Below are 16,017 nucleotides of genomic sequence, written 5' to 3'. Positions count from 1 at the left end.
ATGGAAGCATGCGGAGCATCGGAGGAGCGCATGCACGAGAAAGAAAGACACAGGATCATCCTGTCGGCGGTGCAGGAAAAGCCGGTCGCAACCGTGCCCGAATTGGTCGATCTCACCGGCAGCTCGGAGGCGACGATCCGCCGCGACATCGCGGCGCTGCATGTGCAGAAGCGGCTGCGCCGCGTCAGGGGCGGTGCCGAAGCGATCAACCCTCCGCAGTTCGTAGGCCTTGCCGGCCGTCCCTTCCGGGTGAACGAAGGTCTGCATGCGCGGGAGAAGCAGGCGATCGCCCGGGAAGCGGTGGCGCTCTGTCAGGACGGCGAGCCGATCATCATCAATGGCGGCACCACGACCTTTCAGATGGTGCATTTCCTGGCCAATCGCCGGATGCAGGTCTTCACCAATTCCTTCCCGATCGCCGAACACCTGCTCAAGCATTCGAAGAACACCGTGATGCTGTCGGGCGGGACGATCTATCGCGAGCAGAACATCATATTGAGCCCCTTCGAGAACGACGTGACGCGCAACTTCTATGCGCGGCGCATGTTCATGGGGGCGCAGGGGCTGGGGCCTCTCGGGCTGATGGAGGCCGATCCGCTGCTGATCCAGGCCGAGCAGAAGCTGATCGACCAGGCCGACGACCTCGTCGTGCTCGTCGACTCCTCGAAATTTCACAGGCGCTCGAGCCTCATTCTGTGCGGCCTCAAGCGCATCGCCACCGTCATTACCGATTCAGGTATCGAGGACAGACATGCCTCGATGCTTGAAAATGCCGGCGTCAGCCTGATCGTCGCCGCTCAGAGCGCCAAGGCCGACGCCGAAAAGGCTTCGACATCCGCATGAAGCATGGGGAGAGGAGCTGATGTCCCGAGCTTCCGGGTGAAGATCGGGAAATGATTGTTCGGGCAGGAAGACGCAGCCACTCCGGATGCGGGCCCATGGGAGGAGAAAAAAACGATGAAAGTCCTGAAATCATTGATGGTGACGGCCGCCGTCGCCGTGGCGCTGATGGCCAATGCCGCTCATGCGGAAAACAAGAAGATCGCGCTTGTCGTCAAGGCACTGGGCATCGGCTTCTTCGAAGCCGCCAACAAGGGCGCTCAGGAAGCGGCCAAGGAACTCGGCGACGTCGAGATCATCTATACCGGCCCGACCTCGACGACGGCCGAAGGCCAGATCGAAGTGATCAACTCGCTGATCGCGCAGAAAGTCGATGCGATCGCGGTTTCGGCCAACGACACGGACGCGCTCGTCCCGGCACTGAAGAAGGCGATGGACCGCGGCATCAAGGTCATCTCCTGGGATTCGGGTGTGGCCAAGGAAGGCCGCTTGATGCATCTCAACCCGTCCTCGAGCCCGCTGATCGGCAACATGATCATCAAGCTCGCCGCCGACAATCTGCCCGAAGGCGGCGATGTCGCAGTGCTCTCGGCCTCCGCAACGGCGACCAATCAGAATACGTGGATCGCCGAAATGAAGAAGGTCCAGGGCAACTACAAAGGCATCAATGTGGTCGCCACCGTCTATGGCGACGACCTGGCCGACAAGTCCTATCGCGAGACGCAAGGGCTCATCCAGTCCCATCCGAACCTGAAGGCCATCATCGCGCCGACCTCCGTCGGCATCGTCGCCGCGGCGCAGGCCGTGACCGACGCCGGCAAGATCGGCCAGATCAACGTCACCGGTCTCGGCCTTCCCTCCGAAATGGCCGGACACGTGAAGTCCGGCGCCTCGAAGTCCTTCGCCATCTGGAACCCGATCGACCTCGGCTATTCGGCAACGATGATCGCCTATGACCTCATCAACGGTGCCGAAGCCAAGCCCGGCGCGGAACTCAAGATGGGCCGCATGGGCACGGTCAAGCTCGACGAGAACAACGAAGGCGCCATGGCCGACCCGTTCGTCTATGATGCCTCGAACGTCGAGGAATTCGCGAAGATCTTCTGATCGTGCTGGGGTGTTTGCCCCTCATCCGGCCTGCCGGCCGCCCTCTCCCCGCCTGCGGGGAGAGGGCTAGTCCTCAGGTTAAACCCGAGGAGAGGGGCAGCCTCATGTGATCGAGGGCTTGGCCGCCACCCAATTGAAACGACTGAACTGGTGGATCCACTCTTGTTGCAGGACACAACCACATCGCGGATGAAGCCCGCCATTGCGCTTGAAGGCATATCGAAGTCCTTTCCGGGCGTGCGCGCTCTTTCCGATGTCTCGCTCGCTCTCTATCCCGGCTCGGTGACGGCGCTCGTCGGCGAGAACGGCGCCGGCAAGTCGACGCTCGTCAAGATACTGACCGGCATCTATCAGCCTGATGCGGGCACCATCCGGCTCGGCGACACGGAGACCACCTTTCCGACCGCCCTTGCGGCGTCCCGCGCCGGGGTCACGGCGATTCATCAGGAGACGGTGCTCTTCGACGAGCTCTCCGTCGCGGAAAATATCTTTCTCGGCCACGCACCGCGCAACCGCTTCGGCCTCATCGACTGGAAGCAGCTCAACGCCGACGCTCAGGCCCTGTTGCGCCGCGCGGGCGCCGATTTCGACCCGACGATCCGCCTGCGCGATCTCGGCATCGCCAAGAAGCATCTGGTCGCGATCGCACGGGCGCTCTCGGTCGATGCGCGCGTCGTCATCATGGACGAGCCGACGGCCGCGCTGTCGCACAAGGAAATTCACGAGCTCTACGATCTGATCGAAAGGCTCAAGGCCGACGGCAAGGCCGTCCTGTTCATCAGCCACAAATTCGATGAGATCTTCCGCATCGCAGACCGCTATACCGTCTTTCGCGACGGGGCGATGATCGGCGAAGGGCTGATCGCCGACGTCAGCCAGGACGATCTCGTCCGCATGATGGTCGGCCGCGCCGTCGGCTCCGTCTATCCGAAGAAGGAGGTGACCATCGGTCAGCCGGTGCTTACCGTTTCCGGTTATCGCCACCCGACCGAATTCGAGGACATCAACTTCGAACTCAGGCGCGGCGAGATCCTGGGTTTCTATGGCCTGGTCGGCGCCGGGCGTTCGGAATTCATGCAGTCGCTGATCGGCATCACCCGGCCGTCCGCCGGTGCCGTGAAGCTCGATGGCGAGGTGCTGGTCATCCGCAGCCCGGCGGAGGCGATCCGCGCCGGCATCGTCTATGTGCCGGAAGAGCGCGGACGGCAGGGGGCGATCATCGGCATGCCGATCTTCCAGAATGTGACGCTGCCCTCGCTTTCACACACCTCGCGCTCGGGCTTCCTGCGGCTTGCCGAGGAATTCGCGCTGGCGCGCGAATACACCTCCCGCCTCGATCTGCGGGCCGCCGCGCTCGATCAGGACGTCGGCACGCTTTCCGGCGGCAACCAGCAGAAGGTGGTCATCGCCAAGTGGCTCGCGACCCGGCCGAAGGTCATCATCCTCGACGAGCCGACCAAGGGCATCGACATCGGCTCCAAGGCCGCCGTTCATGCCTTCATGAGCGAGCTTGCGGCGCAAGGCTTGAGCGTCATCATGGTGTCCTCGGAAATTCCCGAGATCATGGGGATGTCTGACCGCGTCATCGTCATGCGCGAGGGGCGCGTCGCCGGAAGATACGAGCGGTCTGAACTGACCGCTGAGAAGCTGGTGCGGGCCGCCGCAGGCATCGAAACGCAAGCCGATGGGAGGGCCGCATGATGGCCAGGCTCCTCAAGAACCGAGAAATCCTGCTCGTCGTCGCGATTGCCGTGCTGCTTGCCCTGATCGCCTTGCGCTTTCCGGCTTTCGTGGCTCCGTCCAATCTCGCGCGCGTCTATAGCGACACCTCTATCCTCGTCATCCTGGCGCTCGGGCAGATGGCCGTCATTCTCACCCGCTGCATCGATTTGTCGATGGCGGCGAACCTCGCGCTCTGCGGCATGGTCGCGGCCATGTTGAACAACGCCTTTCCCGGCTTGCCGATACCGCTCATCATTGTCGCCGTCATGGCGCTGGGCGGCTTCCTCGGGGCGATCAACGGCACGTTGGTCTGGAAGCTCAATATTCCCCCGATCGTCGTCACGCTCGGGACGCTGACGATCTATCGCGGCCTCATCTTCGTGCTGACGAACGGCAAGTGGATCAATGCCCATGAGATGAGCGATGCCTTCAAGGCGCTGCCGCGGCTGGATGTGGCCGGCATGCCGGTGCTTTCCTGGCTCTCGCTCGTCATGGTCGCGCTGATGTTCCTGGTCATGGGGCGCACGCCGCTCGGGCGCGCCTTCTATGCCGTCGGCGGCAATCCGCACGCAGCCGTCTACACCGGCATCGATGTCGGACGTACGCGCTTCTTCGCCTATTGTCTCTCGGGCGCGCTTGCGGGTCTGTCGGGCTACCTCTGGGTATCGCGCTATGCGGTCGCCTATGTGGACATCGCGGCCGGCTTCGAGCTCGACATCATCGCGGCCTGCGTCATCGGCGGCATTTCGATTGCCGGCGGCATCGGCTCGGTGGCGGGCGCGGTCCTCGGAGCGCTCTTCCTCGGCGTGATCAAGAACGCTCTGCCGGTCATCAATATCTCGCCCTTCGCGCAACTGGCGATATCCGGAACGGTCATCATCATCGCGGTCGCCGTCAACGCCCGCGCCGAGCGGCGCAAGGGCAGGGTCATTCTCAAGAAAGCGGAGGCGGTCTGATGGCGGACGCGCAAATTTCTCCCCGCAACATTCCCGATCGCCTGCAAGGAGGCGGCGCTCGCCTTCTGAAGAGCTGGGAAGCGCTGCTCTTCGTGGTCGCCATCGTGATCTTCCTCGGCAATTCGCTGGCGTCGCCCTATTTCCTCGATCCGTGGAACCTCTCCGACGCCACGTTCAACTTCACCGAGAAGGCGATGATCGCCTTCGCCATGGCGCTGGTGATCATCTCCGGCGAGATCGACCTCTCGGTCGCTTCCATCATCGCCCTTGCCTCGACCGCCATGGGCTATGCCGTGCAACTCGGTTTCGACACGCCGGCGCTCGTCGCGATCGGCCTTGGCGTCGGTCTCCTCTGCGGTCTCGTCAACGGGCTCCTGATCACGGGCCTCGGCCTGCCGTCGATCGTGGTGACGATCGGCACCATGAGCCTGTTTCGCGGCCTATCCTTCATCGTGCTCGGCGACCAGGCCTTTACCGGCTATCCCGAGAGCTTCGCCTGGTTCGGCCAGGGCTATGTCTGGTGGGTTTTCTCCTTCGAGTTCACGCTCTTCGTCGTGCTCGCCGTAATTTACGGAGTCCTGCTGCACAGGACGAATTTCGGCCGTGCCGTCTATGCCATCGGCAACAACCAGACGGCTGCACTCTTTTCCGGCGTTCGGGTCGGGCGGGTCAAGTTCACGCTCTTCCTGCTGACCGGCCTCATGGCCGGGCTCGCCTCCGTCTGCCTCACCTCGCGGCTCGGCTCCACACGGCCCTCGATCGCGCTCGGCTGGGAGCTCGAGGTCGTGACCATGGTGGTGCTCGGCGGCGTCAATATCCTCGGCGGCTCCGGCACGATACCCGGCGTCGTTCTGGCGGCGCTGATCATGGGCATGGTCACCTTCGGCTTCGGCCTCCTGAACGTGCCCGGCATCGTCATGTCGATCTTCATCGGCCTGCTCCTGATTTCGGTGATCGCGCTGCCGATCCTCTGGCAGCGCGCCCGCCGCCGTCCCGTTCATTGAGATGCAAGTCATGGAAAAATATGCCTTCCGCATGCGGCTCCATCCCGGCAAGGCCGCCGAATACCAGGCGCGTCACGACGCGATCTGGCCGGAGCTGGTCACGCTCCTGAAGGACGCCGGTGTCTCCGATTATTCGATCCACCTCGATGAGGAGAACTGCCTGCTTTTCGGCGTGCTCTGGCGGTCGGACGATCACAGGATGGGCGACCTGCCGTCGCATCCGGTGATGCGGAAATGGTGGGCCCATATGGCCGATATCATGGAGACCCGCGCCGACAACGAGCCGGTCGCCGTGCCGCTCAAAACCGTCTTCCACCTCAAATGATGATGAAAACCGTCGCCGTCATCGATATCGGCAAGACAAACGCCAAGGTCGCACTGGTCGATCTCGAGCGCTTCGAGGAAATCGCCGTGCGCAAGTCCGGCAATGGCGTGAGCGACGACGGGCCCTACCCGCATTTCGACACCGAGCGCCTTTGGCGTTTCGTTCTTGACAGTCTAGCGGCGCTTCACCGCGAGCACCCGGTGGATGCGATTTCGGTGACCACGCACGGCGCGACCGCCGTGCTGCTCGACGAAGCGGGCGAACTCGCCTTGCCGGTTCTGGACTATGAATTCACCGGGCCGGATGCGCTCGCGGAGGAATATGAGAAGGCGCGCCCTCCCTTCACGGAGACCGGTTCGGCGCGCCTGCCGATGGGGCTCAATGTCGGCGCTCAGCTCTTCTGGCAGCAGCGCATGTTTCCGGAGCATTTCGCCCGCGTCGCGACGATCCTCACCTATGCGCAATATTGGTCCTACCGCTTGACGGGGGTCAGGACGAACGAGTTGACCTCGCTCGGCTGCCACACCGATCTCTGGAACCCGAAGGCAGCAACCTTCTCGTCGATGGTCGACGAGCAGGGCTGGCGCCATCTCTTTGCGCCGGTGCGAAGGGCGGGCGACGTGCTTGGTCCCTTGCTTCGGCAGGTTGCGGATGAGACCGGTCTGCCACCGGAAACGCCGGTCCACTGCGGCATTCACGATTCCAACGCTTCGTTGCTGCCGCATCTCATTACGCGCCAGGCGCCATTCTCCGTAGCCTCGACCGGGACCTGGGTCGTGATGCTCGCGGTCGGCGCCGAGCCCGTGAAACTCGACGAGCGGCGCGACACGCTCATCAACGTCAACGCACTCGGCGATCCGGTGCCTTCGGCCCGCTTCATGGGCGGGCGCGCCTATTCCCTGCTGATCGGCGACGATCCGCCGACGGCCTCGCCGGAGGCGGAAGCGAGTGTCCTGGAGCAAGGGCATATGCTGCTGCCGTCGCTGCCGGGTGGTTCAGGGCCGTTTCCGGCTGCGAGCCCCCATTGGACGGCGGACGAAGACAAGCTCGCTCCCGCCGAACGGCTCGCGGTCGTCTCCTTCCATCTTGCACTGATGACGGCGACCTGCCTCGATCTGATCGGCGCAAGGGGCGAGATCCTGGTCGAGGGGCCGTTTGCCTTGAACGACGCCTATCTGAGGATGCTTGCGGCCGCCACCGGCCGGCCGGTGCTCGCCAACAGGCTGAACAGCACGGGAACGAGCCTCGGCGCCGCCTGCCTCGTCGCGGGCGCCCGCGTCAGGACGGGGGCCGAGCCGATACCGGCCGCAAAGCCGGACGCCTATGCGGCTTATGCCGAGGCATGGCGCCGGCGCACTGCCGCGCATGTCCGGAGTGATCCGTAAAGGAATCTCAGAAGACGGAAGTTCTGCTCGTTGCGCGGCCGTGCTCAAGATTGACGACGATCGATATCGCCGCCATTGCGAGCGTTGCGGTGATGATGGCGCCTATTCCAAGAACAATCATTGTTCACGTCCCGTGGCGCACCGTCATGATGCCGCCCTGTGCCTGAAGATGCTACTCAACGCATATTTCGCGCCATTACACCTGCATGTTTTGAATCGCAGCCGACACAAGAAACATGCAGCACTTCAAATGCTCTAGCGACCTCTGCCCGTCCGAAGAGAGACGCATGGCGCTGTATGCTTCGATACTGAACGTCAAACAGATCCGCAATTCTAAACTCTCATCATTGAAAACCTGTGGCTGCGTTCAAAGAAAACGTTGCATCGATAGTGGACGGCAAAGCTCCGGTTGAATTTTAGCGATTCCGGTTAAGAGGCAGGAGGCATTAACTTTCAAGCAAGGAATTAACCATAAACATGGTCCAACACGTCGGAATAGGAAGTCTCGACTTCTCCTCAAGGCATGATGCCGCACCGCCGTACCGGTTTCGGTCCGGTATCCACTTTCACTGAAATCACTGTGGGACGGACGATGGCGGGCGCCTCCGGGCGCGCTGCTCTCATCGGGTGGGCGTGACCGGCCGCCGGCGGCGACCCTTCCCCAGCGGATTTCGAATGCGGGACGCATCAGCAGCCGGGGACCAGCGTGAAACAGGAAGCGTCAGAACAGGCGAGAAAGGGCCAGGCGGGCAGCCTGCTGGAACGCCTGCGCTTTGCCGGTCTCGACGAGGATGCCTGCGCGCTGCTGCGCGATCACCGCCAGGCTCTTTCGCCACGCATCGAACTGGCGTTGCGAGCCCTCTCGCACCGCCTGCAGGCGAGCCCCGATGCGGCGCGCCACTTCGACAGCGACCGCCAGATCGACCGCCTGCACGATCTTCAGTCGTCCCACTGGAACGTGCTCACGGACGCCCGTTTCGACGGGCTCTATGCCGAGCGCGTGAAGGTGCTCGCCGATACTGAAAGTCGCATGGGTCTCGACCCGCGCTGGCAGATCGCCAGCCATGCGGTCGTGCTCGAGCACCTTATCCTCGGTGCGATCGAGGATGCCTGGCCGAAATCGATCCTCTCCCTCGGCAAGGCACGCAGGAGGGAACTCCGCGACCTCGTCGCCGCTCTCGTGCGCACTGCCTTCGTCGATACGGAGATTGCAGTCTCGCTGCGTTTCAACGCGCTGCGCCAGCAACACCAGCGGCAGCTTTCGGAGCAGCGCCGGGACGACGAAAGCGAGTTGAAGACACTCTTTGCGGATTTTCTCCGGGCTCTGGGGGAGGGCGACCTGACCGCGCGTCTTCCGGAAGATGCGCCGGATACCTACCAGCCGATCGTGGCGGGCCTCAACACGGCATTGGGCCAGATCAGGGATGCGCTGCTTGCGGCCGACAAACGCGCCACGGCAGCCGAGGCCATCGTCTCGGACCTGCGCGGCAGTGCCGCCGAATTCTCGGGCAATGCCGGCGCAGAAGCGAAAGCCATCGACCAGCATCTCGCGAGCCTCGGCACCGTAACCGAGCGGATCCGCACCGGAGCGATCCGGATCGGCGAGACCGAGGCCCAGGCAAGCCGAACCCGCATCGCGGTGGAGCGCAGCGGCGAGATCGCCGGGCAGGCGATCTCGGCCATGGCGGACATCGAGGCTTCTGCCGAGAAAATCGGTCAGATCATCGGCGTGATCGACGAGATCGCCTTCCAGACCAATCTCCTGGCCCTCAATGCGGGCATCGAAGCCGCACGGGCCGGCGAAAGCGGCCGCGGTTTCGCGGTCGTCGCACAGGAGGTGCGTGCGCTCGCGCAACGCTCCGGCGAAGCGGCGCGCGAGATCAAGCAACTCGTGACCGGAACCAAGGGCCAGGTCGTGGCCGGCGTCGAGATCGTCGGCCGGACCCAGCACGCGATCAGCAGCATCGCCGAACAGGTAGTCTCCATAAACGAGGCCGTCACCGGCATTGCCCGCGAGGCGGAATGTCAGGTGAACGATCTCGCCTCCGCAACCTCGGAGATCGGCGGGGTCGCGCAGGCGATGAACCGAAGCGCCGCACTCGCGGGCGCGGCCCTCGCGTCGACCGACGATCTTCACGGCGTCATCGTGGAACTGGGCGAGACCGTCCGTCGCTTTCATCTCGACCGTCAGGCGAGATCGGCCGCGAGCTTCGCCCCGCGGATGAGGATAGAGGCGCCGGAAGACGAGACCACGAGCCCGTTCGGCGAAGTCACGTCCGAACGTCATCTGGCCGGATGGCGGCGCTAGGTAGAGCATTTCAAGCGAGGGAAAAATGGCCAGCAGAAACTCCGCACGAAACACGCTGATGCTCGCTCCGGTTTTGGACCTGAACGAGGCAACGGTGCTGCATGAAAGGCTCCTGGCACTGAAAGGCGGCGCCGTGGCGATCGACGCGTCCGCGGTCGAGCGCGTTGGGGCGCTTTGTGTCCAGGTGCTCATGGCCGCCGCGAGAAGCTGGGAAGCGGATCGCCTGTCTTTCACCTTTGCCGAGGTGTCCGACGCTTTCATCAAGACGACACAGCTCATCGGGGCGGACATCGGTCCCCTGATGGCAAAGGAGATTTGAGCAATGAAGAAGAGAGTTCTGACTGTCGACGACTCCCGGACGATCCGGAACATGCTTCTCGTCACCCTCAACAATGCCGGATTCGAAACGATCCAGGCGGAGGATGGCGTCGAGGGCCTCGAGAAGCTCGATACGGCCAACCCCGACGTGATCGTAACGGACATCAACATGCCGCGCCTCGACGGCTTCGGCTTCATCGAGGGTGTGCGCAAGAACGATCGCTACCGTGCGGTGCCGATCCTCGTGCTGACCACCGAGAGCGATGCGGAGAAGAAGAACCGTGCGCGGCAGGCGGGCGCCACCGGCTGGATCGTCAAACCGTTCGACCCGACCAAGCTGATCGATGCCATCGAGCGCGTAACGGCCTGAAATCCGGGGACAGCCATCCAATGGATATGAACGAAATCAAAGAGATTTTCTTCCAGGAATGCGAGGAGCAACTCGCGGAACTGGAATCGGGTCTCCTCAAGCTCAATGACGGCGATCGCGATCCGGAAACGGTGAATGCCGTTTTCCGTGCGGTCCATTCCATCAAGGGCGGCGCCGGCGCCTTCGGGCTCGACGATCTCGTCTCCTTCGCGCATGTGTTCGAGACGACGCTCGACTGCGTTCGATCCAACAGGCTGGAACCCAATCAGGACGTCCTGAAAGTCATGCTGAGATCGGCGGACGTGCTTGCCGATCTCACCAACGCCGCCCGTGACGGCGGCGGCGTAGACGAGGCGCGCAGCCGGCAACTGATCAAGGAACTCGAAGCGCTCGCCAACGGCGAACTGCCGCAAGCCGCCGCCGAGTCCGCGCCGAAAACGACGCCGGCCGGCGTTGCCCCGGCTGCTCCGGTCGTCAACGAGGAAGGCTTCCAGCCCGTTGCCTTCTCCTTCGACGATTTCGAGACAGGCGACGAGCCGACGATCGAACCATCCACCTATGAGATCGTCTTCAAGCCCAAGTCGGAACTTTACGCCAAGGGCAATGACGCCACGCTGCTCCTGCGTGATCTCTCGCGCCTCGGCGAGATGAGCATCCATTGCGACATGGACACTTTGCCGCCGCTGGACCGGATGAATCCGGAGGAGGCGTATTTCTCCTGGAAGATTTCGCTCAAAACCGACAAGGGCGAAGAGGCGATCCGCTCCGTGTTCGAATTCGCCGAGTGGGATTGCGAGCTCGACGTCGCGCTCGCCGGCGGTACGGTCGGGATGGACGAAGACCTGCCGATGCAGCCCGTCCCCTTCGACCTTTCGATCCTCGAGGACGAAGCCCAGGCGCCTGCCGGGAAAGAGGACCGGGCCGCCGCCAGCGAGGGCGACCCCCGGAATGCGGCCGTCGCGGCGGCGCAGACGGCGAGCAACGTCCTGCAAATGGCGCAGTCCACGGCGCGCGTCTCCCCGGAGAATGCCCGCAATTCCCAATCGGCATCGGCGGCACAGGCTGCCGCCCAGCAGGCCGCTTCCGCCGCGACCCCGACCATTCGCGTCGATCTCGATCGTGTCGACCGCCTGATCAACCTCGTCGGCGAACTCGTCATCAACCAGGCGATGCTGTCGCAGAGCGTGATCGAAAACGACACCAACGGCACGTCGTCGATCAATATGGGCCTGGAGGAACTGCAGCAGCTTACGCGCGAAATCCAGGACAGTGTCATGGCGATCCGCGCTCAGCCGGTCAAGCCGGTTTTCCAGCGCATGTCCCGCATCGTCCGCGAAATCGCCGACATGACCGGCAAGTCCGTCCGTCTCATCACCGAGGGTGAAAATACGGAAGTCGACAAGACGGTCATCGACAAGCTCGCCGAGCCGCTCACGCACATGATCCGCAACGCGGTCGATCACGGCCTCGAGACGCCTGAAAAGCGGGTTGCCGCGGGCAAGAACCCGGAAGGAACCGTGCGGCTCACGGCCAAGCACCGCTCCGGCCGCATCGTCATCGAGCTTGCCGACGACGGCGCCGGCATCAATCGCGAGAAGGTGCGCCAGAAGGCGATCGACAACGATCTCATTGCGGCGGACGCAAACCTTTCGGACGAGGAAGTCGACAACCTGATCTTCCACGCTGGTTTCTCCACGGCCGACAAGATCTCCGACATTTCCGGCCGTGGTGTCGGCATGGATGTCGTCAAGCGCTCCATCCAGGCACTCGGCGGCCGCATCAACATCTCTTCGAAGCCGGGCCAGGGCTCGATCTTCACCATGAGCCTGCCGCTGACGCTCGCCGTCCTCGACGGCATGGTGGTGACCGTCGCCAACCAGACGCTCGTCGTGCCGCTGACGGCAATCGTCGAGACGCTGCAGCCGGAGGCCTCTGCGATCCACAGCTTCGGTTCCAGCCAGCGGCTGATCTCGATCCGCGACTCCTTCTGCCCGCTCGTAGACGTGGGCCGCATCCTGAACTTCCGCGGGGCACAGGCCAACCCGGTCGAAGGCGTGGCGCTTCTCGTCGAATCCGAAGGCGGCGGCCAGCGCGCGTTGATGGTCGATGCCATCCAGGGCCAGCGGCAGGTGGTGATCAAGAGCCTCGAAGCCAACTACACGCATGTGCCCGGCATTGCCGCGGCCACAATTCTCGGCGACGGGCGCGTGGCACTCATCCTCGATGTCGACGCCATCGTCGCTGCGTCGCGCGGGCAATCCCTGAAACCTGAAATGTCTCTTGCTGCAGCCGGATAATTCCCATGACCAATGCCGCAAAACATCTGACCAATGGCGGACGGGAGCTGATCGCCTTCCGCGTCGGCGACCAGGAATTCTGCGTCAACATCATGTCGGTGCGAGAAATTCGCGGATGGACGCCGGCGACCCCGATGCCGCATGCGCCCGCCTACGTGCTCGGCGTCATCAATCTGCGCGGCGCCGTGCTGCCGATCGTCGATTTCTCCGCCCGGCTAGGCATGAAGGCGGCCGAGCCGACGGTTCGGCACGTGATCATCGTCGCGCAGGTCAAGAGCAGGGTGGTCGGCCTGCTGGTCGACGCCGTTTCCGACATTCTCACCGTCTCCGATCGCGATATTCAGCCGACGCCGGACATCGCGTCCGATTTCGAGCGGAGTTTCGCACGCGGCGTGTTGGCGATAGAGGGGCGCATGATCTGCCTCGTAGAGCTCGACTCGGTCTTCCCGAGCGAGGAAAGGGAGGCGGCATGAGGGTCCAGGCCAACATCGATCAGAGGCCGTATCCGGACGAATGTCTCGCGAGCGGAGAATATCCGCTGACCCGCCGCGATCTCACCGAGATCGCCGCGATGATCTACGCGGATGCCGGCATCTATCTCAACGAATCCAAGGCATCGCTCGTCTATTCGCGGCTTTCGAAGCATATCCGCAATCTCGGACTGAAGGGGTTCCGCGACTACTGCCAGCTCGTCGCTTCGCCTGCCGGTGCGGCGGCGCGCCGCGACATGCTTTCGCATCTCACGACGAATTTCACCCGCTTTTTCCGCGAGAACCATCATTTCGAGCACCTGAAAACAGACGTTCTGCCTGGTCTTATCGCCCGCGCGAAGAACGGCGGTCGCGTCCGCATCTGGTCTGCGGCGTGTTCGGATGGCCAGGAGCCCTATTCGATCGCGCTGACGGTGTTGTCGTTGCTGCCCAATGCTGCGGACTACGACTTCCGCATCCTAGCGACCGATATCGACCCGAAGATCCTGGCGCTGGCGCGGGCCGGCGCCTACGATGCGACGGCGCTCGAGACGGTGAACCCTGCCATGCGCAAGCAATGGTTCAGCGAGGTCGAAGCCGGCGGCCGCCGCAAGTGGCAGGTCGACGATCGCGTTAAGCGGCTGATCACCTTCAACGAACTCAACCTCATGGCGCAGTGGCCGATCAAGGGGCCGTTCGACGTGATCTTCTGCCGCAATGTCGTGATCTATTTCGACGAGCCGACGCAGATGAAGATCTGGTCGCGCTTCGCCGGCGTGCTGGACAATGGCGGGCACCTCTATATCGGCCACTCGGAACGTGTGTCGGGGGATGCCAAGGCGCTCTTCGACAATATCGGCATCACGACCTATCGCCATACCGGCAAGTTCCACGGGGGCCGGGCATGAGCGCTCCCGCACGTGTTCTCGTCGTCGACGACTCGGCCACCATGCGCGGCCTCATCTCCGCCGTGCTCAATGCCGACCCTGATATCTCCGTCGTCGGACAGGCTGCCGACGCGCTCGAGGCGCGTCAGGCGATCAAGCAGCTCGACCCCGATGTCGTGACCCTCGACATCGAGATGCCGAACATGAACGGCCTCGAATTCCTCGACAAGATCATGCGGCTGAGGCCCATGCCGGTGATCATGGTCTCGACGCTGACCCATAGGGGCGCCGAAGCGACGATCGCCGCGCTCGAGATCGGCGCCTTCGACTGCGTCGGCAAGCCCCAGCCGGGGGATCCGCATCCGTTCCGCGATCTCGCCGACAAGGTCAAGGCGGCCGCGCGTTCGCAGCGCAAGTCCATGATCACCAGCAACAGGGCGGCCGCGCCGGCGGCGACAGCCGTTTCCGACTACCGGGCAGGGCGCAAGATCGTCGCGATCGGAGCCTCGACCGGCGGGGTCGAGGCGCTGATCACGGTCTTGCAGAAGTTCCCGGCGAATTGCCCGCCGACGGTGATCACGCAGCACATGCCGCACACCTTCACCAAGAGCTTCGCCGAACGGCTGAACCGGCTTTGCGCCCCGACGGTCCAGGAGGCGACGGATGGCGCGCGGCTCGAGGTCGGCAGGGTCTATCTGGCGCCCGGCGGCGAACGCCATCTTGAGGTCCATAATGCCGCAGCACCCTGCTGCCGACTGGTGGATCATCCGCCGGTCAACGGACATCGTCCCTCGGTCGACGTGCTGTTCGATTCCGTCGCCGAACTGGCGGGCCGGAACGCCATCGGGGTGATTCTCACCGGAATGGGCCGCGATGGCGCCGCCGGTCTCCTGAAATTGCGGCATGCCGGAGCACGCACCTTCGGTCAGAACGAAAAGACCTGTGTCGTCTACGGCATGCCGCGCGTCGCCTATGAATTGGGCGCGGTCGAAACGCAGCTCCCCCTCGGATCGATCGGGGAGGAGATTTTGAAGACGGCGGCAGCCCGAAAAGAAGGAATCGAATAATGTCTCTCGCCGAAAAGATAAAAGTTCTGATCGTCGACGATCAGGTCACGAGCCGTCTGCTCCTGGGCGACGCACTGCAGCAGCTCGGCTTCAAGCAGATCACCGCGGCCGGTGACGGGGAGCAGGGCATGAAGATCATGGCTCAGAATCCCCATCATCTGGTGATCTCCGATTTCAACATGCCGAAAATGGATGGGTTGGGCCTGCTCCAGGCGGTGCGTGCAAACCCCGCCACCAAGAAGGCGGCCTTCATCATTCTGACGGCGCAGGGCGACCGCGCGCTGGTGCAGAAGGCGGCTGCGCTCGGCGCCAACAACGTGCTGGCAAAGCCGTTCACGATCGAAAAGATGAAAGCCGCGATCGAGGCCGTTTTCGGGGCGCTGAAATGAACACCGAGGCTGCCGGGAGGCGCGTCCATGTCATTCAGGGCGAGTTCAAGGTCGTCAACGATCCGGATATCGTTCTTTCGACCATTCTCGGTTCCTGCGTGGCCGCCTGCATGCGCGATCCGGCGGCCGGCGTCGGCGGCATGAATCACTTCCTGCTGCCGGGATCGGCGACCTCGCCGAGTTCCGGCGCGGACGCCACGCGCTACGGCGTGCATCTGATGGAGCTTCTCATCAACGGCCTCCTGAAGCAGGGGGCGCGCCGCGACCGGCTGGAGGCGAAAATCTTCGGCGGAGCCAGGACGATTGCGCGTTTCTCGAATGTCGGCGAGCAGAATGCCGCCTTCGCGCGCCAGTTCCTGATGGACGAGGGTATCCGCATCGTCGGCGAAAGCACCGGCGGCGACCACGGGCGTAAGCTCGAATACTGGCCGTCGTCAGGGCGCGCGCGGCAATACGCGCTGACCGGCGTTGAGGCACAGCGGGCGCTTCAGATGGACCAGCGGCCCGCCGTGCCGAAGCCGGCCGAAAGCTCCATCGAATTCTTCTGATCATACCGGCCGAGGCCATGTGAG

Annotated in this window: 16 protein-coding genes; all 16 read left to right on the top strand. The window is 63.4% G+C overall.

The features are described from left to right. Positions 1 to 30: 30 nt before the first annotated feature. The 16 genes from JOH52_RS02885 to cheD all read left to right on the top strand — a co-directional run bounded on the left by JOH52_RS02885 (position 31) and on the right by cheD (position 15,993). The gene (locus JOH52_RS02885; protein ID WP_004435998.1) at positions 31 to 843 is read left to right on the top strand and encodes a DeoR/GlpR family DNA-binding transcription regulator; all 813 of its coding nucleotides are present in this window, start codon (positions 31 to 33) and stop codon (positions 841 to 843) included. Positions 844 to 957: 114 nt separating this feature from the next. After that, a complete protein-coding gene (gene rhaS / locus JOH52_RS02880) occupies positions 958 to 1,947 on the top strand; it encodes a rhamnose ABC transporter substrate-binding protein (RefSeq protein WP_004436001.1) in 990 nt (329 codons plus the stop codon). 189 nt (positions 1,948 to 2,136) lie between these two features. Then, positions 2,137 to 3,648, top strand: a complete 1,512-nt coding sequence (locus JOH52_RS02875; protein WP_003529960.1) for a sugar ABC transporter ATP-binding protein — start codon at positions 2,137 to 2,139, stop codon at positions 3,646 to 3,648. After that, positions 3,645 to 4,625: an ABC transporter permease gene (locus tag JOH52_RS02870; protein WP_014528983.1), complete on the top strand. Its 981-nt coding sequence runs from the start codon at positions 3,645 to 3,647 to the stop codon at positions 4,623 to 4,625. The genes JOH52_RS02875 and JOH52_RS02870 overlap by 4 nt, the downstream gene beginning before the upstream one ends. Continuing rightward, positions 4,625 to 5,629 (top strand): ABC transporter permease, encoded by a 1,005-nt coding sequence (locus tag JOH52_RS02865; RefSeq protein ID WP_003529958.1) that lies wholly within the window; start codon positions 4,625 to 4,627, stop codon positions 5,627 to 5,629. The genes JOH52_RS02870 and JOH52_RS02865 overlap by 1 nt, the downstream gene beginning before the upstream one ends. A 10-nt stretch (positions 5,630 to 5,639) precedes the next feature. Beyond that, positions 5,640 to 5,954, top strand: a complete 315-nt coding sequence (gene rhaM / locus JOH52_RS02860; RefSeq protein ID WP_003529957.1) for an L-rhamnose mutarotase — start codon at positions 5,640 to 5,642, stop codon at positions 5,952 to 5,954. Next, positions 5,951 to 7,339 carry an FGGY-family carbohydrate kinase gene (locus JOH52_RS02855; protein ID WP_014528985.1) on the top strand — a complete coding sequence of 463 codons (1,389 nt, stop codon included), beginning with the start codon at positions 5,951 to 5,953 and terminating at the stop codon, positions 7,337 to 7,339. Before rhaM ends, JOH52_RS02855 begins: the two co-directional genes overlap by 4 nt. A 706-nt stretch (positions 7,340 to 8,045) precedes the next feature. Beyond that, complete coding sequence (locus tag JOH52_RS02850) at positions 8,046 to 9,647, top strand: globin-coupled sensor protein (protein ID WP_014528986.1); 1,602 nt, start codon at positions 8,046 to 8,048, stop codon at positions 9,645 to 9,647. Between the two features lie 25 nt (positions 9,648 to 9,672). Then, on the top strand, positions 9,673 to 9,966 hold the full coding sequence (locus JOH52_RS02845; protein ID WP_014528987.1) for an STAS domain-containing protein: 294 nt from the start codon (positions 9,673 to 9,675) through the stop codon (positions 9,964 to 9,966). A gap of 3 nt (positions 9,967 to 9,969) precedes the next feature. Then, the gene (locus JOH52_RS02840) at positions 9,970 to 10,335 is read left to right on the top strand and encodes a response regulator (protein ID WP_003529950.1); all 366 of its coding nucleotides are present in this window, start codon (positions 9,970 to 9,972) and stop codon (positions 10,333 to 10,335) included. A gap of 20 nt (positions 10,336 to 10,355) precedes the next feature. Continuing rightward, a complete protein-coding gene (locus JOH52_RS02835) occupies positions 10,356 to 12,632 on the top strand; it encodes a chemotaxis protein CheA (protein WP_014528988.1) in 2,277 nt (758 codons plus the stop codon). Positions 12,633 to 12,637: 5 nt separating this feature from the next. Then, positions 12,638 to 13,105, top strand: a complete 468-nt coding sequence (locus tag JOH52_RS02830; RefSeq protein WP_014528989.1) for a chemotaxis protein CheW — start codon at positions 12,638 to 12,640, stop codon at positions 13,103 to 13,105. Continuing rightward, positions 13,102 to 14,010: a protein-glutamate O-methyltransferase CheR gene (cheR, locus tag JOH52_RS02825; RefSeq protein WP_003529944.1), complete on the top strand. Its 909-nt coding sequence runs from the start codon at positions 13,102 to 13,104 to the stop codon at positions 14,008 to 14,010. Before JOH52_RS02830 ends, cheR begins: the two co-directional genes overlap by 4 nt. Continuing rightward, positions 14,007 to 15,056 carry a protein-glutamate O-methylesterase CheB gene (gene cheB / locus JOH52_RS02820; protein ID WP_014528990.1) on the top strand — a complete coding sequence of 350 codons (1,050 nt, stop codon included), beginning with the start codon at positions 14,007 to 14,009 and terminating at the stop codon, positions 15,054 to 15,056. Before cheR ends, cheB begins: the two co-directional genes overlap by 4 nt. Continuing rightward, positions 15,056 to 15,445: a response regulator gene (locus JOH52_RS02815; protein WP_003529938.1), complete on the top strand. Its 390-nt coding sequence runs from the start codon at positions 15,056 to 15,058 to the stop codon at positions 15,443 to 15,445. Before cheB ends, JOH52_RS02815 begins: the two co-directional genes overlap by 1 nt. Next, positions 15,442 to 15,993 carry a chemoreceptor glutamine deamidase CheD gene (cheD, locus tag JOH52_RS02810; protein WP_014528991.1) on the top strand — a complete coding sequence of 184 codons (552 nt, stop codon included), beginning with the start codon at positions 15,442 to 15,444 and terminating at the stop codon, positions 15,991 to 15,993. The genes JOH52_RS02815 and cheD overlap by 4 nt, the downstream gene beginning before the upstream one ends. The last annotated feature ends 24 nt before the right edge of the window (positions 15,994 to 16,017 follow it).

Source organism: Sinorhizobium meliloti (assembly GCF_017876815.1).
Lineage (GTDB): Bacteria > Pseudomonadota > Alphaproteobacteria > Rhizobiales > Rhizobiaceae > Sinorhizobium > Sinorhizobium meliloti.
Note: the sequence above shows the minus strand (reverse complement) of the source record. Positions and strands in the feature narration are given on the sequence as shown.